This is a genomic window from Leeuwenhoekiella sp. H156 (assembly GCF_052218455.1).
GTDB classification, from domain to species: Bacteria; Bacteroidota; Bacteroidia; order Flavobacteriales; family Flavobacteriaceae; genus Leeuwenhoekiella; species Leeuwenhoekiella parthenopeia.
The window spans coordinates 2,661,864-2,686,276 of the sequence record NZ_CP197499.1 but is presented as its reverse complement, the minus strand read 5'-3'; the positions used below and the strand labels follow the sequence as shown (position 1 = coordinate 2,686,276).

At 45.2% G+C, this 24,413-nt stretch carries 1 protein-coding gene; it reads right to left on the bottom strand.

The annotated features are described in order from the left end of the window. Window positions 1-8 precede the first annotated feature (8 nt). Window positions 9-24,413: an Ig-like domain-containing protein gene (locus ACSSS3_RS11615; RefSeq protein ID WP_442844746.1), complete on the bottom strand. Its 24,405-nt coding sequence runs from the start codon at window positions 24,411-24,413 to the stop codon at window positions 9-11.

Genomic DNA, 24,413 nt, shown 5'->3' with positions numbered 1-24,413 from the left:
ATGTTTTATTAATTAATGTATAAGAATGAAGCCAATCGACGTATTTCTCCATCAGCACGCTCGTATTCGATAACATAGTAATAAGTACCTGTAGGTAATCGCTCTCCTCGGCGTACTGTTGCACGACCGTCAGAGAATCCTTCAAAGGCTTTATCCCCATTGTTATATCCTGTAACACTGAATACTTCAACACCCCAACGGTTGAATATCTGAACCTTATTATTTGGGAAGTTCTCAATATTCAGAATTGTAAAGACGTCGTTCAATGCATCACCGTTAGGAGTTATCACATTGTACACAATAATGTCTTCCGGAGCCGGATTAACACCAGCTAATTGTGTAAATGTTGGATCATTGGTTGGATCTCCATCTGCATCTGCATCATTACGTACAGACTCGACAGTATCGTCCCCATTATCTGAAACATCTTCAATTACATCTCCATTGCTTAAAACTCCACTAGCTATTGCGCTATTGGTAACTCCTGCAGACTCAATATCTTCCTGAGTTATAGTATAAATCGCACTAAAGGTTGTAGAATCTTCAGCTCCACCCGCAAGATCAATCGGACCTCCGGTTACAGGCACTAAAGGATCATCAATCACAATATCAAATATTGTTGTATCACCAGTATTGCGTACTGTAAACGTATAGGTAATAGTCTCATCTACGTCAGGAACATTGTCTCCGTCCTCGTCATTCCAAGTTCCAAACTTGTAGACACTCAATCCTTTAGATCCAGGAGTGGTTGTTACAGTAGGATCGTTACCCGGATCTCCGTCACCATCGTCATCGGTAAGTTCGTCACCATTATCAGAAACATCGGTAACTTCTTCACCAAACTCATCTGTACCTTTAGCAACAGCACTGTTAGTAACAAAACCTGCCTCAATATCATCCTGAGTGATCGTGTAAACTGCAGTTACCACACCGCTCTCACCGGCAGCTAATGTTTCAGGCACTAATGCAAGTCCAGAAATATCAAGCCTTTCATCTTCTATTACAACATCACTTACACTGGTATTACCCGTATTGGTTACTGTGAATGTATAGGTAATGGTTTCTCCAACCTGTGCAAAAGCATCCTGATTTTCATCATTCAACACTGCAGTTTTCACAAACTGAAGTTGTGACAGCGGTGACTCTTCGATAACAATGTACACCGTTGCAACGTCTGTTGCCACAGGTGAACCTGCATCGAATATCTGATAGGTGAACTGATCTGTACCTGTAAAGCCATTATTTGGCGTATAGGTAAACGTACCATCACTATTAATAACCACAGTACCATTAGAAGGAGCTACGATCGGAGATACTGAAGTGTCTACCGTCTGAGTCTGACCTTCTGGATCTGAATCATTAGTCAGTACATTACCTACCACAGGAGTATTTATTTCACCGTAGTAAGCATCGTCATTAGCAACAGTTGTGTTTCCTGTATCTGCAATTACTTCGATGGTCACAGTACCTGTTGCACAAGCCTGTGGATCTCCATTATCGCAAACAGTATACTCAAAACTATCCTGACCTGAATAACCCGGATCTGGTGTATAGGTATAGGTACCGTCAGAGTTGATAACAACAGTTCCGTGATCAGGATCTGTATTACCAGTTACCGTGATCGCATCGCCATCAGGATCAAAGTCATTGCTCAATACATTACCCTCAATTGGAACCCCAACTTCGGTGATATTGGTATCATCGTTCGCAACCGGTGGATCATTTGTCGTGGTTGGTAATGGAATTACCTGAATCACTACATCTGCCTGATCGCAAGCTCGTGGGCTTCCGCCATCACAGACTTCATACGTGAAGCTGTCCTGACCAATAAAGCCGTCGTTTGGTGTATACGTGTACGTGCCGTCTGCATTGAAGACCAATGTACCGTTTGTTGGCTGAGTCACTACCGTGTAAACCTCACTGCCCGCAGGACCGTCCGGGTTCTCATCGTTAGTGCCTACATCGCCACTTACAGCCTGACCTTCAAACGTATCGTTGATATCGTTGATCGCTAGGATGTCGTTACCGCCGTTTGGACTAGGATCGATGCTGATGTATACCGTTGCTGTATCTGTAGCTCCCTGTGCATCTGTGATCGTATAGGTAAACGTATCGGTGCCGCTATAACCCATCTCCGGGGTATAGGTGAAGCTGCCGTCTGTTCCTATTGCTACTGTTCCGTTTGAAGGAGCGGTATTACCCGTCACAGTAAAGCTGTCGCCCTCAGGATCGCTGTCGTTAGTAAGTACATTACCCTCGATAGCATCTCCGATAAAGCCGAAGTAAGCATCGTCATTAGCAACTACTATATTAGCAGTGTCTGCAACTACCTCGATAGTTACTCTTCCTTCCGAACAAAGTGCAGGGTTACCGCTGTCACATACAGTATATGTGAAGCTGTCCTCACCCACAAAGCCAGGCTCTGGAGTATAGGTAAAGCTGCCGTCAGGATTGATCACTACACTACCGTTGGTTGGACCATCTTTGAGTGTCGCCGTGATCGCATCGCCATCAGGATCAAAATCATTGCTCAGTACATTACCGTCTACAGGCACGCCTGTCTCTGTAATCGCTGTATCGTCATTAGCTACAGGCGCTGCATTCTCAGGTCCACCTATTGGCAATACCTGGATCACTACATCGGCCTGATCGCAAGCTTGAGGGCTTCCGCCATCACAAACTTCATACGTGAAGCTGTCCTGACCAATAAAGCCGTCGTTTGGTGTATACGTGTACGTGCCGTCTGCATTGAAGACCAATGTACCGTTTGTTGGCTGAGTCACTACCGTGTAAACCTCACTGCCCGCAGGACCGTCCGGGTTCTCATCATTAGTGCCTACATCACCACTTACAGCCTGACCTTCAAACGTATCGTTGATATCGTTGATCGCTAGGATGTCGTTACCGCCGTTTGGACTAGGATCGATGCTGATGTATACCGTTGCTGTATCTGTAGCTCCCTGTGCATCTGTGATCGTATAGGTAAACGTATCGGTGCCGCTATAACCCATCTCCGGGGTATAGGTGAAGCTGCCGTCTGTTCCTATTGCTACTGTTCCGTTTGAAGGAGCGGTATTACCCGTCACAGTAAAGCTGTCGCCCTCAGGATCGCTGTCGTTAGTAAGTACATTACCCTCGATAGCATCTCCGATAAAGCCGAAGTACGCATCGTCATTGGCCACTACTATATTAGCAGTGTCCGCAACTACCTCGATAGTTACTCTTCCTTCCGAACAAAGTGCAGGGTTACCGCTGTCACATACAGTATATGTGAAGCTGTCCTCACCCACAAAGCCAGGCTCTGGAGTATAGGTAAAGCTGCCGTCAGGGTTAACCGTTACCGTACCATTGGCTGGCTGGCTATTACCGGTTACCGTGATTGCATCTCCATCAGGATCAAAATCATTTACAAGTACATTACCGTCTACAGGCACGCCTGTCTCTGTAATCGCTGTATCGTCATTAGCTACAGGCGCTGCATTCTCAGGACCACCTATTGGCAATACCTGGATCACTACATCGGCCTGATCGCAAGCTCGTGGGCTTCCGCCATCACAGACTTCATACGTGAAGCTGTCCTGACCAATAAAGCCGTCGTTTGGTGTATACGTGTACGTGCCGTCTGCATTGAAGACCAATGTACCGTTTGTTGGCTGAGTCACTACCGTGTAAACCTCACTGCCCGCAGGACCGTCCGGGTTCTCATCATTAGTGCCTACATCACCACTTACAGCCTGACCTTCAAACGTATCGTTGATATCGTTGATCGCTAGGATGTCGTTACCGCCGTTTGGACTAGGATCGATGCTGATGTATACCGTTGCTGTATCTGTAGCTCCCTGTGCATCTGTGATCGTATAGGTAAACGTATCGGTGCCGCTATAACCCATCTCCGGGGTATAGGTGAAGCTGCCGTCTGTTCCTATTGCTACTGTTCCGTTTGAAGGAGCGGTATTACCCGTCACAGTAAAGCTGTCGCCCTCAGGATCGCTGTCGTTAGTAAGTACATTACCCTCGATAGCATCTCCGATAAAGCCGAAGTAAGCATCGTCATTAGCAACTACTATATTAGCAGTGTCTGCAACTACCTCGATAGTTACTCTTCCTTCCGAACAAAGTGCAGGGTTACCGCTGTCACATACAGTATATGTGAAGCTGTCCTCACCCACAAAGCCAGGCTCTGGAGTATAGGTAAAGCTGCCGTCAGGATTAACCGTTACCGTACCATTGGCTGGCTGGCTATTACCGGTTACCGTGATTGCATCTCCATCAGGATCAAAATCATTGCTCAGTACATTACCGGCTACAGGTACGCCTGCTTCAGTAATCGCTGTATCGTCATTAGCTACAGGCGCTGCATTCTCAGGTCCGCCTATTGGCAATACCTGGATCACTACATCTGCCTGATCGCAAGCCTGTGGGCTTCCGCCGTCACAGACTTCATACGTGAAGCTGTCCTGACCAATAAAGCCGTCGTTTGGTGTATACGTGTACGTGCCATCTGCATTGAAGACCAATGTACCGTTTGTTGGCTGAGTCACTACCGTGTAAACCTCACTGCCCGCAGGACCGTCCGGGTTCTCATCATTAGTGCCTACATCACCACTTACAGCCTGACCTTCAAACGTATCGTTGATGTCGTTGATCGCTAAGATATCATTACCTCCGTTTGGACTAGGATCGATGCTGATGTATACCGTTGCGGTATCAGTCGCACCCTGTGCATCTGTGATCGTATAGGTAAACGTATCGGTGCCGCTATAACCCATCTCCGGGGTATAGGTGAACCTGCCGTCTGTTCCTATTGTTACTGTTCCGTTTGAAGGAGCGGTATTACCCGTCACAGTAAAGCTGTCGCCCTCAGGATCGCTGTCGTTAGTAAGTACATTACCCTCGATAGCATCTCCGATAAAGCCGAAGTAAGCATCGTCATTAGCCACTACTATATTAGCAGTGTCTGCAACTACCTCGATAGTTACTCTTCCTTCCGAACAAAGTGCAGGGTTACCGCTGTCACATACAGTATATGTGAAGCTGTCCTCACCCACAAAGCCGGGCTCTGGAGTATAGGTAAAGCTGCCGTCAGGATTGATCACTACACTACCGTTGGTTGGACCATCTTTGAGTGTCGCCGTGATCGCATCGCCATCAGGATCAAAATCATTGCTCAGTACATTACCGTCTACAGGCACGCCTGTCTCTGTAATCGCTGTATCGTCATTAGCTACAGGCGCTGCATTCTCAGGTCCACCTATTGGCAATACCTGGATCACTACATCGGCCTGATCGCAAGCTTGAGGGCTTCCGCCATCACAAACTTCATACGTGAAGCTGTCCTGACCAATAAAGCCGTCGTTTGGTGTATACGTGTACGTGCCGTCTGCATTGAAGACCAATGTACCGTTTGTTGGCTGAGTCACTACCGTGTAAACCTCACTGCCCGCAGGACCGTCCGGGTTCTCATCATTAGTGCCTACATCACCACTTACAGCCTGACCTTCAAACGTATCGTTGATATCGTTGATCGCTAGGATGTCGTTACCGCCGTTTGGACTAGGATCGATGCTGATGTATACCGTTGCTGTATCTGTAGCTCCCTGTGCATCTGTGATCGTATAGGTAAACGTATCGGTGCCGCTATAACCCATCTCCGGGGTATAGGTGAAGCTGCCGTCTGTTCCTATTGCTACTGTTCCGTTTGAAGGAGCGGTATTACCCGTCACAGTAAAGCTGTCGCCCTCAGGATCGCTGTCGTTAGTAAGTACATTACCCTCGATAGCATCTCCGATAAAGCCGAAGTAAGCATCGTCATTAGCAACTACTATATTAGCAGTGTCTGCAACTACCTCGATAGTTACTCTTCCTTCCGAACAAAGTGCAGGGTTACCGCTGTCACATACAGTATATGTGAAGCTGTCCTCACCCACAAAGCCAGGCTCTGGAGTATAGGTAAAGCTGCCGTCAGGGTTAACCGTTACCGTACCATTGGCTGGCTGGCTATTACCGGTTACCGTGATTGCATCTCCATCAGGATCAAAATCATTTACAAGTACATTACCGTCTACAGGCACGCCTGTCTCTGTAATCGCTGTATCGTCATTAGCTACAGGCGCTGCATTCTCAGGACCACCTACTGGCAATACCTGGATCACTACATCGGCCTGATCGCAAGCTCGTGGGCTTCCGCCATCACAAACTTCATACGTGAAGCTGTCCTGACCAATAAAGCCGTCGTTTGGTGTATACGTGTACGTGCCGTCTGCATTGAAGACCAATGTACCGTTTGTTGGCTGAGTCACTACCGTGTAAACCTCACTGCCCGCAGGACCGTCCGGGTTCTCATCATTAGTGCCTACATCACCACTTACAGCCTGACCTTCAAACGTATCGTTGATATCGTTGATCGCTAGGATGTCGTTACCGCCGTTTGGACTAGGATCGATGCTGATGTATACCGTTGCTGTATCTGTAGCTCCCTGTGCATCTGTGATCGTATAGGTAAACGTATCGGTGCCGCTATAACCCATCTCCGGGGTATAGGTGAAGCTGCCGTCTGTTCCTATTGCTACTGTTCCGTTTGAAGGAGCGGTATTACCCGTCACAGTAAAGCTGTCGCCCTCAGGATCGCTGTCGTTAGTAAGTACATTACCCTCGATAGCATCTCCGATAAAGCCGAAGTAAGCATCGTCATTAGCAACTACTATATTAGCAGTGTCTGCAACTACCTCGATAGTTACTCTTCCTTCCGAACAAAGTGCAGGGTTACCGCTGTCACATACAGTATATGTGAAGCTGTCCTCACCCACAAAGCCAGGCTCTGGAGTATAGGTAAAGCTGCCGTCAGGATTGATCACTACACTACCGTTGGTTGGACCATCTTTGAGTGTCGCCGTGATCGCATCGCCATCAGGATCAAAATCATTGCTCAGTACATTACCGTCTACAGGCACGCCTGTCTCTGTAATCGCTGTATCGTCATTAGCTACAGGCGCTGCATTCTCAGGTCCACCTATTGGCAATACCTGGATCACTACATCGGCCTGATCGCAAGCTTGAGGGCTTCCGCCATCACAAACTTCATACGTGAAGCTGTCCTGACCAATAAAGCCGTCGTTTGGTGTATACGTGTACGTGCCGTCTGCATTGAAGACCAATGTACCGTTTGTTGGCTGAGTCACTACCGTGTAAACCTCACTGCCCGCAGGACCGTCCGGGTTCTCATCATTAGTGCCTACATCACCACTTACAGCCTGACCTTCAAACGTATCGTTGATATCGTTGATCGCTAGGATGTCGTTACCGCCGTTTGGACTAGGATCGATGCTGATGTATACCGTTGCTGTATCTGTAGCTCCCTGTGCATCTGTGATCGTATAGGTAAACGTATCGGTGCCGCTATAACCCATCTCCGGGGTATAGGTGAAGCTGCCGTCTGTTCCTATTGCTACTGTTCCGTTTGAAGGAGCGGTATTACCCGTCACAGTAAAGCTGTCGCCCTCAGGATCGCTGTCGTTAGTAAGTACATTACCCTCGATAGCATCTCCGATAAAGCCGAAGTAAGCATCGTCATTAGCAACTACTATATTAGCAGTGTCTGCAACTACCTCGATAGTTACTCTTCCTTCCGAACAAAGTGCAGGGTTACCGCTGTCACATACAGTATATGTGAAGCTGTCCTCACCCACAAAGCCAGGCTCTGGAGTATAGGTAAAGCTGCCGTCAGGGTTAACCGTTACCGTACCATTGGCTGGCTGGCTATTACCGGTTACCGTGATTGCATCTCCATCAGGATCAAAATCATTTACAAGTACATTACCGTCTACAGGCACGCCTGTCTCTGTAATCGCTGTATCGTCATTAGCTACAGGCGCTGCATTCTCAGGACCACCTACTGGCAATACCTGGATCACTACATCGGCCTGATCGCAAGCTCGTGGGCTTCCGCCATCACAAACTTCATACGTGAAGCTGTCCTGACCAATAAAGCCGTCGTTTGGTGTATACGTGTACGTGCCGTCTGCATTGAAGACCAATGTACCGTTTGTTGGCTGAGTCACTACCGTGTAAACCTCACTGCCCGCAGGACCGTCCGGGTTCTCATCATTAGTGCCTACATCACCACTTACAGCCTGACCTTCAAACGTATCGTTGATATCGTTGATCGCTAGGATGTCGTTACCGCCGTTTGGACTAGGATCGATGCTGATGTATACCGTTGCTGTATCTGTAGCTCCCTGTGCATCTGTGATCGTATAGGTAAACGTATCGGTGCCGCTATAACCCATCTCCGGGGTATAGGTGAAGCTGCCGTCTGTTCCTATTGCTACTGTTCCGTTTGAAGGAGCGGTATTACCCGTCACAGTAAAGCTGTCGCCCTCAGGATCGCTGTCGTTAGTAAGTACATTACCCTCGATAGCATCTCCGATAAAGCCGAAGTAAGCATCGTCATTAGCAACTACTATATTAGCAGTGTCTGCAACTACCTCGATAGTTACTCTTCCTTCCGAACAAAGTGCAGGGTTACCGCTGTCACATACAGTATATGTGAAGCTGTCCTCACCCACAAAGCCAGGCTCTGGAGTATAGGTAAAGCTGCCGTCAGGATTAACCGTTACCGTACCATTGGCTGGCTGGCTATTACCGGTTACCGTGATTGCATCTCCATCAGGATCAAAATCATTGCTCAGTACATTACCGTCTACAGGCACGCCTGTCTCTGTAATCGCTGTATCGTCATTGGCTACAGGAGCTGCATTCTCAGGTCCGCCTATTGGCAATACCTGGATCACTACATCTGCCTGATCGCAAGCTTGAGGGCTTCCGCCGTCACAGACTTCATACGTGAAGCTGTCCTGACCAATAAAGCCGTCGTTTGGTGTATACGTGTACGTTCCGTCTGCATTGAAGACCAATGTACCGTTTGTTGGCTGAGTCACTACCGTGTAAACCTCACTGCCCACAGGACCGTCTGGGTTCTCATCATTAGTGCCTACATCGCCACTTACAGCCTGACCTTCAAACGTATCGTTGATATCGTTGATCGCAAGAACTTCATTTGAAACAATTGTACCAGTCGCTTCAACAGGACCATTTGCGACGGTTCCATTTGTAACTGTTACTACGACTGTAAATGTTTCGTCTTCTTCAAATGCTGTATCATCTACTGTTGGAACCAGGATTGGATCGCTCACAGTATCACCTGCACGGATTGTTACCTCTATGCTCACAGAGGTATAGTCATCTCCGGCCAATGCACTGCCAGGTACTGTAACTACATCCACAACAACATCCTGGGTGCTTGGATTGTCGATACTTACTACAAACACGGCTTCACTACCTTCAGGGACAATAACATCACTGATGCTTACAACAGGCAGATCATCAGGATTGTCTGTAATTGTAGCGGTTCCTACTGGATCGGTATTCGAAGTGTTGCCACTGGTTACCGTGCCCGCTAATGTGAACTGCTCATCGCCTTCATATAAATTATCATCAAGCGTACTTACAGGAACATTAACACTGGTATCTCCAGCGGTTATGGTTACGGTGGTCGTTACAGGGGTATAGTCGTCTCCGGCCAATGCACTGCCAGGTACTGTAACTACATCTACAACAACATCCTGGGTGCTTGGATTGTCGATACTTACTACAAACACGGCTTCACTACCTTCAGGAACAATAACATCACTGATGCTTACAACAGGTAGATCATTCGGATTGTCTGTAATTGTAGCGGTTCCTACTGGATCGGTATTCGAAGTGTTGCCACTGGTTACCGTGCCAGCTAATGTGAACTGCTCATCGCCTTCATATAAATCATCATCAAGCGTACTTACAGGAACATTAACACTGGTATCTCCAGCGGTTATGGTTACGGTGGTCGTTACAGGGGTATAGTCGTCTCCGGCTAATGCACTGCCAGGTACTGTAACTACATCTACCACAACATCCTCGGTACTTGGATTGTCGATACTTACTACAAACACGGCTTCACTACCTTCAGGAACAATAACATCACTGATGCTTACAACAGGTAGATCATTCGGATTGTCTGTAATTGTAGCGGTTCCTACTGGATCGGTATTCGAAGTGTTGCCACTGGTTACCGTGCCAGCTAATGTGAACTGCTCATCGCCTTCATATAAATCATCATCAAGCGTACTTACAGGAACATTAACACTGGTATCTCCAGCGGTTATGGTTACGGTGGTCGTTACAGGGGTATAGTCATCTCCGGCCAATGCACTGCCAGGTACTGTAACTACATCTACAACAACATCCTGGGTGCTTGGATTGTCGATACTTACTACAAACACGGCTTCACTACCTTCAGGAACAATAACATCACTGATGCTTACAACAGGTAGATCATTCGGATTGTCTGTAATTGTAGCGGTTCCTACTGGATCGGTATTCGAGGTGTTGCCACTGGTTACCGTGCCAGCTAATGTGAACTGCTCATCGCCTTCATATAAATCATCATCAAGCGTACTTACAGGAACATTAACACTGGTATCTCCAGCGGTTATGGTTACGGTGGTCGTTACAGGAGTATAGTCGTCTCCGGCCAATGCACTGCCAGGTACTGTAACTACATCCACCACAACATCCTGGGTGCTTGGATTGTCGATACTTACTACAAACACGGCTTCACTACCTTCAGGAACAATAACATCACTGATGCTTACAACAGGTAGATCATTCGGATTGTCTGTAATTGTAGCGGTTCCTACTGGATCGGTATTCGAAGTGTTGCCACTGGTTACCGTGCCAGCTAATGTGAACTGCTCATCGCCTTCATATAAATCATCATCAAGCGTACTTACAGGAACATTAACACTGGTATCTCCAGCGGTTATGGTTACGGTGGTCGTTACAGGGGTATAGTCATCTCCGGCCAATGCACTGCCAGGTACTGTAACTACATCTACCACAACATCCTCGGTACTTGGATTGTCGATACTTACTACAAACACGGCTTCACTACCTTCAGGAACAATAACATCACTGATGCTTACAACAGGTAGATCATTCGGATTGTCTGTAATTGTAGCGGTTCCTACTGGATCGGTATTCGAAGTGTTGCCACTGGTTACCGTGCCAGCTAATGTGAACTGCTCATCGCCTTCATATAAATCATCATCAAGCGTACTTACAGGAACATTAACACTGGTATCTCCAGCGGTTATGGTTACGGTGGTCGTTACAGGAGTATAGTCGTCTCCGGCTAATGCACTGCCAGGTACTGTAACTACATCTACAACAACATCCTGGGTGCTTGGATTGTCGATACTTACTACAAACACGGCTTCACTACCTTCAGGAACAATAACATCACTGATGCTTACAACAGGTAGATCATTCGGATTGTCTGTAATTGTAGCGGTTCCTACTGGATCGGTATTCGAAGTGTTGCCACTGGTTACCGTGCCAGCTAATGTGAACTGCTCATCGCCTTCATATAAATCATCATCAAGCGTACTTACAGGAACATTAACACTGGTATCTCCAGCGGTTATGGTTACGGTGGTCGTTACAGGGGTATAGTCGTCTCCGGCCAATGCACTGCCAGGTACTGTAACTACATCTACAACAACATCCTGGGTGCTTGGATTGTCGATACTTACTACAAACACGGCTTCACTACCTTCAGGAACAATAACATCACTGATGCTTACAACAGGTAGATCATTCGGATTGTCTGTAATTGTAGCGGTTCCTACTGGATCGGTATTCGAAGTGTTGCCACTGGTTACCGTGCCAGCTAATGTGAACTGCTCATCGCCTTCATATAAATCATCATCAAGCGTACTTACAGGAACATTAACACTGGTATCTCCAGCGGTTATGGTTACGGTGGTCGTTACAGGGGTATAGTCGTCTCCGGCTAATGCACTGCCAGGTACTGTAACTACATCTACCACAACATCCTCGGTACTTGGATTGTCGATACTTACTACAAACACGGCTTCACTACCTTCAGGAACAATAACATCACTGATGCTTACAACAGGTAGATCATTCGGATTGTCTGTAATTGTAGCGGTTCCTACTGGATCGGTATTCGAAGTGTTGCCACTGGTTACCGTGCCAGCTAATGTGAACTGCTCATCGCCTTCATATAAATCATCATCAAGCGTACTTACAGGAACATTAACACTGGTATCTCCAGCGGTTATGGTTACGGTGGTCGTTACAGGGGTATAGTCATCTCCGGCCAATGCACTGCCAGGTACTGTAACTACATCTACAACAACATCCTGGGTGCTTGGATTGTCGATACTTACTACAAACACGGCTTCACTACCTTCAGGAACAATAACATCACTGATGCTTACAACAGGTAGATCATTCGGATTGTCTGTAATTGTAGCGGTTCCTACTGGATCGGTATTCGAGGTGTTGCCACTGGTTACCGTGCCAGCTAATGTGAACTGCTCATCGCCTTCATATAAATTATCATCAAGCGTACTTACAGGAACATTAACACTGGTCTGTCCAGCGATTATGGTTACGGTGGTCGTTACAGGGGTATAGTCATCTCCGGCCAATGCACTGCCAGGTACTGTAACTACATCCACCACAACATCCTGGGTGCTTGGATTGTCGATACTTACTACAAACACGGCTTCACTACCTTCAGGGACAATAACATCACTGATGCTTACAACAGGCAGATCATTCGGATTGTCTGTAATTGTAGCGGTTCCTACTGGATCGGTATTCGAAGTGTTGCCACTGGTTACCGTGCCCGCTAATGTGAACTGCTCATCGCCTTCATATAAATTATCATCAAGCGTACTTACAGGAACATTAACACTGGTCTGTCCAGCGATTATGGTTACGGTGGTCGTTACAGGGGTATAGTCATCTCCGGCCAATGCACTGCCAGGTACTGTAACTACATCTACAACAACATCCTGGGTGCTTGGATTGTCGATACTTACTACAAACACGGCTTCACTACCTTCAGGGACAATAACATCACTGATGCTTACAACAGGCAGATCATTCGGATTGTCTGTAATTGTAGCGGTTCCTACTGGATCGGTATTCGAAGTGTTGCCACTGGTTACCGTGCCAGCTAATGTGAACTGCTCATCGCCTTCATATAAATTATCATCAAGCGTACTTACAGGAACATTAACACTGGTCTGTCCAGCGATTATGGTTACGGTGGTCGTTACAGGGGTATAGTCATCTCCGGCCAATGCACTGCCAGGTACTGTAACTACATCCACCACAACATCCTGGGTGCTTGGATTGTCGATACTTACTACAAACACGGCTTCACTACCTTCAGGAACAATAACATCACTGATGCTTACAACAGGCAGATCATCAGGATTGTCTGTAATTGTAGCGGTTCCTACTGGATCGGTATTCGAAGTGTTGCCACTGGTTACCGTGCCCGCTAATGTGAACTGCTCATCGCCTTCATATAAATTATCATCAAGCGTACTTACAGGAACATTAACACTGGTCTGTCCAGCGATTATGGTTACGGTGGTCGTTACAGGGGTATAGTCATCTCCGGCCAATGCACTGCCAGGTACTGTAACTACATCCACAACAACATCCTGGGTGCTTGGATTGTCGATACTTACTACAAACACGGCTTCACTACCTTCAGGGACAATAACATCACTGATGCTTACAACAGGCAGATCATCAGGATTGTCTGTAATTGTAGCGGTTCCTACTGGATCGGTATTCGAAGTGTTGCCACTGGTTACCGTGCCCGCTAATGTGAACTGCTCATCGCCTTCATATAAATTATCATCAAGCGTACTTACAGGAACATTAACACTGGTCTGTCCAGCGATTATGGTTACGGTGGTCGTTACAGGGGTATAGTCATCTCCGGCCAATGCACTGCCAGGTACTGTAACTACATCCACAACAACATCCTGGGTGCTTGGATTGTCGATACTTACTACAAACACGGCTTCACTACCTTCAGGGACAATAACATCACTGATGCTTACAACAGGCAGATCATCAGGATTGTCTGTAATTGTAGCGGTTCCTACTGGATCGGTATTCGAAGTGTTGCCACTGGTTACCGTGCCCGCTAATGTGAACTGCTCATCGCCTTCATATAAATTATCATCAAGCGTACTTACAGGAACATTAACACTGGTCTGTCCAGCGATTATGGTTACGGTGGTCGTTACAGGGGTATAGTCATCTCCGGCCAATGCACTGCCAGGTACTGTAACTACATCCACCACAACATCCTGGGTGCTTGGATTGTCGATACTTACTACAAACACGGCTTCACTACCTTCAGGAACAATAACATCACTGATGCTTACAACAGGCAGATCATTCGGATTGTCTGTAATTGTAGCGGTTCCTACTGGATCGGTATTCGAAGTGTTGCCACTGGTTACCGTGCCCGCTAATGTGAACTGCTCATCGCCTTCATATAAATTATCATCAAGCGTACTTACAGGAACATTAACACTGGTCTGTCCAGCGATTATGGTTACGGTGGTCGTTACAGGGGTATAGTCATCTCCGGCCAATGCACTGCCAGGTACTGTAACTACATCCACCACAACATCCTGGGTGCTTGGATTGTCGATACTTACTACAAACACGGCTTCACTACCTTCAGGAACAATAACATCACTGATGCTTACAACAGGCAGATCATCAGGATTGTCTGTAATTGTAGCGGTTCCTACTGGATCGGTATTCGAAGTGTTGCCACTGGTTACCGTGCCCGCTAATGTGAACTGCTCATCGCCTTCATATAAATTATCATCAAGCGTACTTACAGGAACATTAACACTGGTCTGTCCAGCGATTATGGTTACGGTGGTCGTTACAGGGGTATAGTCATCTCCGGCCAATGCACTGCCAGGTACTGTAACTACATCCACCACAACATCCTGGGTGCTTGGATTGTCGATACTTACTACAAACACGGCTTCACTACCTTCAGGAACAATAACATCACTGATGCTTACAACAGGCAGATCATCAGGATTGTCTGTAATTGTAGCGGTTCCTACTGGATCGGTATTCGAAGTGTTGCCACTGGTTACCGTGCCCGCTAATGTGAACTGCTCATCGCCTTCATATAAATTATCATCAAGCGTACTTACAGGAACATTAACACTGGTCTGTCCAGCGATTATGGTTACGGTGGTCGTTACAGGGGTATAGTCATCTCCGGCCAATGCACTGCCAGGTACTGTAACTACATCCACCACAACATCCTGGGTGCTTGGATTGTCGATACTTACTACAAACACGGCTTCACTACCTTCAGGGACAATAACATCACTGATGCTTACAACAGGCAGATCATTCGGATTGTCTGTAATTGTAGCGGTTCCTACTGGATCGGTATTCGAAGTGTTGCCACTGGTTACCGTGCCCGCTAATGTGAACTGCTCATCGCCTTCATATAAATTATCATCAAGCGTACTTACAGGAACATTAACACTGGTCTGTCCAGCGATTATGGTTACGGTGGTCGTTACAGGGGTATAGTCATCTCCGGCCAATGCACTGCCAGGTACTGTAACTACATCCACCACAACATCCTGGGTGCTTGGATTGTCGATACTTACTACAAACACGGCTTCACTACCTTCAGGGACAATAACATCACTGATGCTTACAACAGGCAGATCATTCGGATTGTCTGTAATTGTAGCGGTTCCTACTGGATCGGTATTCGAAGTGTTGCCACTGGTTACCGTGCCCGCTAATGTGAACTGCTCATCGCCTTCATATAAATTATCATCAAGCGTACTTACAGGAACATTAACACTGGTCTGTCCAGCGATTATGGTTACGGTGGTCGTTACAGGGGTATAGTCATCTCCGGCCAATGCACTGCCAGGTACTGTAACTACATCCACAACAACATCCTGGGTGCTTGGATTGTCGATACTTACTACAAACACGGCTTCACTACCTTCAGGGACAATAACATCACTGATGCTTACAACAGGCAGATCATTCGGATTGTCTGTAATTGTAGCGGTTCCTACTGGATCGGTATTCGAAGTGTTGCCACTGGTTACCGTGCCAGCTAATGTGAACTGCTCATCGCCTTCATATAAATTATCATCAAGCGTACTTACAGGAACATTAACACTGGTCTGTCCAGCGATTATGGTTACGGTGGTCGTTACAGGGGTATAGTCATCTCCGGCCAATGCACTGCCAGGTACTGTAACTACATCCACCACAACATCCTGGGTGCTTGGATTGTCGATACTTACTACAAACACGGCTTCACTACCTTCAGGGACAATAACATCACTGATGCTTACAACAGGCAGATCATTCGGATTGTCTGTAATTGTAGCGGTTCCTACTGGATCGGTATTCGAAGTGTTGCCACTGGTTACCGTGCCAGCTAATGTGAACTGCTCATCGCCTTCATATAAATTATCATCAAGCGTACTTACAGGAACATTAACACTGGTCTGTCCAGCGATTATGGTTACGGTGGTCGTTACAGGAGTATAGTCGTCTCCGGCTAATGCACTGCCAGGTACTGTAACTACATCTACCACAACATCCTCGGTACTTGGATTGTCGATACTTACTACAAACACGGCTTCACTACCTTCAGGAACAATAACATCACTGATGCTTACAACAGGTAGATCATTCGGATTGTCTGTAATTGTAGCGGTTCCTACTGGATCGGTATTCGAAGTGTTGCCACTGGTTACCGTGCCAGCTAATGTGAACTGCTCATCGCCTTCATATAAATCATCATCAAGCGTACTTACAGGAACATTAACACTGGTATCTCCAGCGGTTATGGTTACGGTGGTCGTTACAGGAGTATAGTCGTCTCCGGCTAATGCACTGCCAGGTACTGTAACTACATCTACAACAACATCCTGGGTGCTTGGATTGTCGATACTTACTACAAACACGGCTTCACTACCTTCAGGAACAATAACATCACTGATGCTTACAACAGGTAGATCATTCGGATTGTCTGTAATTGTAGCGGTTCCTACTGGATCGGTATTCGAAGTGTTGCCACTGGTTACCGTGCCAGCTAATGTGAACTGCTCATCGCCTTCATATAAATCATCATCAAGCGTACTTACAGGAACATTAACACTGGTATCTCCAGCGGTTATGGTTACGGTGGTCGTTACAGGGGTATAGTCGTCTCCGGCCAATGCACTGCCAGGTACTGTAACTACATCTACAACAACATCCTGGGTGCTTGGATTGTCGATACTTACTACAAACACGGCTTCACTACCTTCAGGAACAATAACATCACTGATGCTTACAACAGGTAGATCATTCGGATTGTCTGTAATTGTAGCGGTTCCTACTGGATCGGTATTCGAAGTGTTGCCACTGGTTACCGTGCCAGCTAATGTGAACTGCTCATCGCCTTCATATAAATCATCATCAAGCGTACTTACAGGAACATTAACACTGGTATCTCCAGCGGTTATGGTTACGGTGGTCGTTACAGGGGTATAGTCGTCTCCGGCTAATGCACTGCCAGGTACTGTAACTACATCTACAACAACATCCTGGGTGCTTGGATTGTCGATACTTACTACAAACACGGCTTCACTACCTTCAGGAACAATAACATCACTGATGCTTACAACAGGTAGATCATTCGGATTGTCTGTAATTGTAGCGGTTCCTACTGGATCGGTATTCGAAGTGTTGCCACTGGTTACCGTGCCAGCTAATGTGAACTGCTCATCGCCTTCATATAAATCATCATCAAGCGTACTTACAGGAACATTAACACTGGTATCTCCAGCGGTTATGGTTACGGTGGTCGTTACAGGGGTATAGTCGTCTCCGGCTAATGCACTGCCAGGTACTGTAACTACATCTACCACAACATCCTCGGTACTTGGATTGTCGATACTTACTACAAACACGGCTTCACTACCTTCAGGAACAATAACATCACTGATGCTTACAACAGGTAGATCATTCGGATTGTCTGTAATTGTAGCGGTTCCTACTGGATCGGTATTCGAGGTGTTGCCACTGGTTACCGTGCCAGCTAATGTGAACTGCTCATCGCCTTCATATAAATCATCATCAAGCGTACTTACAGGAACATTAACACTGGTATCTCCAGCGGTTATGGTTACGGTGGTCGTTACAGGAGTATAGTCGTCTCCGGCCAATGCACTGCCAGGTACTGTAACTACATCCACCACAACATCCTGGGTGCTTGGATTGTCGATACTTACTACAAACACGGCTTCACTACCTTCAGGAACAATAACATCACTGATGCTTACAACAGGTAGATCATTCGGATTGTCTGTAATTGTAGCGGTTCCTACTGGATCGGTATTCGAAGTGTTGCCACTGGTTACCGTGCCAGCTAATGTGAACTGCTCATCGCCTTCATATAAATCATCATCAAGCGTACTTACAGGAACATTAACACTGGTATCTCCAGCGGTTATGGTTACGGTGGTCGTTACAGGAGTATAGTCGTCTCCGGCCAATGCACTGCCAGGTACTGTAACTACATCTACAACAACATCCTGGGTACTTGGATTGTCGATACTTACTACAAACACGGCTTCACTACCTTCAGGAACAATAACATCACTGATGCTTACAACAGGTAGATCATTCGGATTGTCTGTAATTGTAGCGGTTCCTACTGGATCGGTATTCGAAGTGTTGCCACTGGTTACCGTGCCAGCTAATGTGAACTGCTCATCGCCTTCATATAAATCATCATCAAGCGTACTTACAGGAACATTAACACTGGTATCTCCAGCGGTTATGGTTACGGTGGTCGTTACAGGGGTATAGTCGTCTCCGGCTAATGCACTGCCAGGTACTGTAACTACATCTACAACAACATCCTGGGTACTTGGATTGTCGATACTTACTACAAACACGGCTTCACTACCTTCAGGAACAATAACATCACTGATGCTTACAACAGGTAGATCATTCGGATTGTCTGTAATTGTAGCGGTTCCTACTGGATCGGTATTCGAAGTGTTGCCACTGGTTACCGTGCCAGCTAATGTGAACTGCTCATCGCCTTCATATAAATCATCATCAAGCGTACTTACAGGAACATTAACACTGGTATCTCCAGCGGTTATGGTTACGGTGGTCGTTACAGGAGTATAGTCATCTCCGGCCAATGCACTGCCAGGTACTGTAACTACATCTACAACAACATCCTGGGTGCTTGGATTGTCGATACTTACTACAAACACGGCTTCACTACCTTCAGGAACAATAACATCACTGATGCTTACAACAGGTAGATCATTCGGATTGTCTGTAATTGTAGCGGTTCCTACTGGATCGGTATTCGAAGTGTTGCCACTGGTTACCGTGCCAGCTAATGTGAACTGCTCATCGCCTTCATATAAATCATCATCAAGCGTACTTACAGGAACATTAACACTGGTATCTCCAGCGGTTATGGTTACGGTGGTCGTTACAGGGGTATAGTCATCTCCGGCCAATGCACTGCCAGGTACTGTAACTACATCTACAACAACATCCTGGGTGCTTGGATTGTCGATACTTACTACAAACACGGCTTCACTACCTTCAGGAACAATAACATCACTGATGCTTACAACAGGTAGATCATTCGGATCATCTGTGATCGTACCGGTAGCTTCCGCAACAAGATTTCTGGTATTATTAGTTTGAACCGTTCCGGTTATAGTAAAGTTTTCGGAAAGCTCATAAATAGTATCTTCAAGAGAATTTACCGTATAATTTGCTGTCAACTCACCTGCTTGGATTGTTATTGTTTCGTTTACTGCAGCATCATAATCCAATCCCGCTGTAGCCGTACCATTTGAGGTGCTTACACTAATTACCACGTCTTCAACAGACACCTCCGCTAAAGCAAATACAAACGTAAGGGGTTGACCTTCAGCAACCTCCACGTTTTCAACAGAAAGCACAGGATCTGCCTCTACCGTAATCGTACCCGTCGCAGTAACACAATCATTATTTGCATCGCAAATTTGATACGTAAAAGTGTCGGTTCCGAAGAAATTTTCGTTTGGCGTGTATACCAGGAAGTCATCTGACGCATCTCCCGGTGTTCCATTGTCATTTACTGACAGATCACCGTTTGGAGTAGTATTTACTACAGATAAAGATCCTGCACCGTCATTTCCGAAGAAATCATTAGCCAATACATTTAAAACATTATCTTCTGAATCCTCTGAAACCGTGAATGTATCATCTTCTGCCTCAGGAACATCATTGGAAATATTGATAAGAACAGTGGCCTCATCACAATCTCCGTCAGAATCACAGATTTTATAAACAAAACTCGTAGCTTGTAAATTGAGAGTTGGAGGGGTGTAAACTATGAAGTCATCAGACGGATCGTTTGCCAAATCACCTGGATTAACAGCAACACTACCGAAAGCTGGTTGTGTTACAATAGTAATAGTTCCTTCTGAAGGACCGTCAGGACCAAAAGTATCATTGGCAAGAACATCAATATTAACCGGCTGAACAGGTCTCAGCGGACTTGCAATAGCGGCATCATCCTGAGCAACAGGACGCCCATCATCAACAAAATTATTTTCACAAGAAGAAATCAAATTGATTATCCTTGTAATTTTATTATCTGTCGGCTCACCTTCCACATCATTCACACTCACGTATCCCGTAGGATCTACCTCTGTGATTGTATAGGTCACATTTACTAAAGCAGAAGGTATTGCAGTTGCAAAACGGTAGTTACCATTAATATCGGTAGTAGTACTTGCTGAACTTCCGTCTGATCCGGACAAAGAAACCGTAACCCCACTTAAAGGATCACCGCCTTCATCTGAAACATTACCGCAAATCACAGGAGCGGTAATTATAGTAGACTGCGGATCAGTATAATTAGCATTCCTTAATGCCAGGGAATAGTAACGGTCACTATTTCCATTCTCCTTACCTATAACATAGTTAAGTTTTGACTTACCTTCCCAATAATTACTAAATGTATATCTTGGATCAACAGAAATGTCTCCGCCCGGAGCTGTAGTAGGATTAATTGCTGTACCGCGCACCGAAGCTGTTTTCCGCTCAATGTTGATTAGGGTATTTTGAGATTGGTAATACGCGTCGGGTAAACTCAACTCAGCATACTCGCGGGTTGCCTGACTATCACCATCTATATCAAATGGAGTTCCGAAAAATGAAATTTCAACCTCATCGCCATAAGTACCGCCTCCAGAAACAAATGTGATTTCAAAAGCTACACTTTGATCACCATTATTAGTACTGTTAATTCTAGGCTGAAAATTATTAGCCACACCTTCAGTACTCACATCAATATCGAGCAAAGTTGCTCCATTATTGAAGGCCGTAATCTTAACAAGAGCATCTATAGGATTAGGACTGTCTGCAAAAACATTAGAGAATCGGTAAACCGCTCCTACCTGATTGTTTGAACCAGAAACCAATACCGGGTTTGTAAATCTTGAGTCTCCATAAAGCGGAGCACAATCACAACCACGCTCGCCCGGAGGAACAACAATCACATCACTTACTGTAATGTTAACGGAAGCAATACTTTCGTCGCCATCTAAATCAACAATTTTATATCTAAATGTATCTGTCCCTTCATACCCAGTATTAGGAGTATAAACGATGGTGTCGTCTGACAAATTGGATGGTGTACCATTATTATTAATGACCACTGAACCATTTACGGGTTGCTGAACAATTACAAGAGGAGCTGTAGCATTTGCACCATCTGCACCAAAATCATCATTCGACAATACGTCAATGTTTAACGAGGTATTAATGTTTACCTGTCTAAAATCATCAACCGCAGTTGGAACAAAACATTGAGAGATGGTATTATCTATAACCGCCTGAGTATTTCCCTGAGGAGAACCTGCAATTGTTGGAACTCCATTTGCATCAACACCTCCGGGTGTGTTTGCCAAATTGAAATCTGGAGTTAAGTCAAGTTTATTAAAACTACCCGCACCTTCAATCGCATCATAACAACCGTCATTATCTGAATCCACATCTCTAGAATCGACCAGACCATCTCCGTCAGTATCTCTAAAGGTTTCGGTAAGAACCCCAAAAATAAAACCATGAGGGTCTAAACCTCTAAATTCAATTTCAAAATCTGCAGCAGTTCTGGACACATAGAAAAACGTGTAACCATTTGGTACAGTAGACTTTTGAGGAGCTGTAGAAATTGTATTTCCAAGATCGTACTGAACCGGCGGAGTTTCACCATTAAATCTCGAAAATCTATTGGTGTTAAATACATCTACATTTCCTATCACCCGCAAAGGAACACTTGAAATATCTGAACCATCCTCGCCGCCACGGTCAGGATACTCATTCCCTCCTAATCCAGCAATTCCGATAATATAGGTATATCTTTCAGTTGTAGTAGATAGATTTTCTGCAGAAACACCATAATTCACACGAATTGTTCGCTCATAAGCATTCCGAGGAACACCTCTTAAATCAAGGTATTTTGTAGCAAAATTAACGCCCTGTCCATTGATATCAATTACACCATTTACGAGTGTTGGTTGATAAATTCTCCATTGCTCTTCCTGACTCGTATTAGTTCTCGGTGAAAATCCTTTTATCACACTAAGCGTAACACCATTATTTGGCAAAGAAGCAGGACCTTGCGGCTTCAATGGAAAAACACCAGTTCCTGAACTATTTAAATTATCAACAGTAGACTGATTAGGATTTGCTAAAATAGCAACAGATCCATTTCCTTCATTAATATCAAGTATACCATCGTTGTCATCATCTTGATCACAATTATCTGGCACACCATCCTTATCGGTATCAAGACCAGAGCAGTACTCAGTACACGTATTTGGATCTATAGTCACCCGAACAGGCTCATTATTCCCTATAGGACAACCATTTACCAGTGCTGTTGATGACCTGGAAGTTTTTTCGTCAGGGTTTATAACACCCCTATAGGTTGATGTGGTTTGTATTGCAAAGGTTGCTCCCGCATAAGTACAATCATTTGAAACTCTCAACCTAAAATTGATCTGAAAGGCAGAATCTGTGTCCTCTACTAAATTATCGGCAACACTAAAGGTCAAAACGCGTGTTGAGGCATCATAAGATGAAGTTACACCTGCAGGAAGGCCTGGCGCATTTTGAAAGTCTACGCTTAACGGTAGCGTATAGCGTATACGGAGATCACGCATATCATCATTACCGTAATTTTTCACATTAAAAGAAACGTCAATATCTTGATTTCCAAATACTGTTGGATTATTGCCAAGATTTGTAGTTAACAACATTGGCTCTAACTCCGGTTCATAAGCCTCTACCGCAAAACCTAACATATATAAACTATAGGTTTCCTGATTTGAAGTTAAACGAAATACGGCACTGGTTTGATTGTTACCCAGTAAAGCATTATTGGTATTAGCTAGTGTAAAAACACCCGCATCAAAACCTAACGTATTTGTAGAAGCGGGCGTTCTATTTGTATAATTCTGACCAAATTGAGAAATACGACTATTAAAAAAATTATCAGCCTGTCTTAGACCGGTACTTATATCAGTGAAGGTATTTGATGTATTTCTTATCTGAAGTCTATCACCTATTAAATCTCTATCTCCTTCTAAAGCACCGAAAACTACATCAGCATTAACAGCTCCATTAGGTACAGTTCTAAAACCATCAAATAATATATCGTAATTATTTTCTCCGGAATTTCTGGTTACATTAGCAAAACCATCAAAAAGTGTAATATTTCTTGTTGGCTTATTTACATCTTCATAAACAACCACAAGCTGCCATCCGGCAGATGCACCTATAATATCCCCGGCTCCATGACCATAAATAGTTCCTGTTTTTGCTTCAACGTTTGCAACAGTGTATGTTCCTGCATAATTAGCTCCTAAAGCTTGCACCTGTGCGGTTATATCTTTAACACAGGCATAAGGATCGTGCTGAAAATGCTCATCACGCCCCCTATACAATACCTGATCAGCGGTATAGGTTGTATATGAAGATTGACCAGGCAATTTCACTTTCACCTGATTGTAATTCCAGCCGGGCTGATTATCTGAGGAAAGATCACCCGGTTCTTTATCTCCTGCTGTCCAGTACAAGAAGGCTTTCTTAATTGTAATACAATTATTAGAACCAAAAGAGACCAAATTCGCACTGCTTGAATTAAATGTACTCCCATCTGAATCAATATCAACATAAACATTGTTATCAAAACTCTGGTTGCCGCTTTCTCCATCATAATTTCCCGTAGCCGAACGAGACATCATATTGTTAGCGATAGTGGTAAAGTTACCGCGCAGTGTACCTTCATAACGCACATCAAAAGAATTCTTAAGCTGCGCATTTAAAGTAAAAATCCCACTAAAAATAAATAGCCCTACAAGGGAAAGAGTAATTTTTAATTTCAT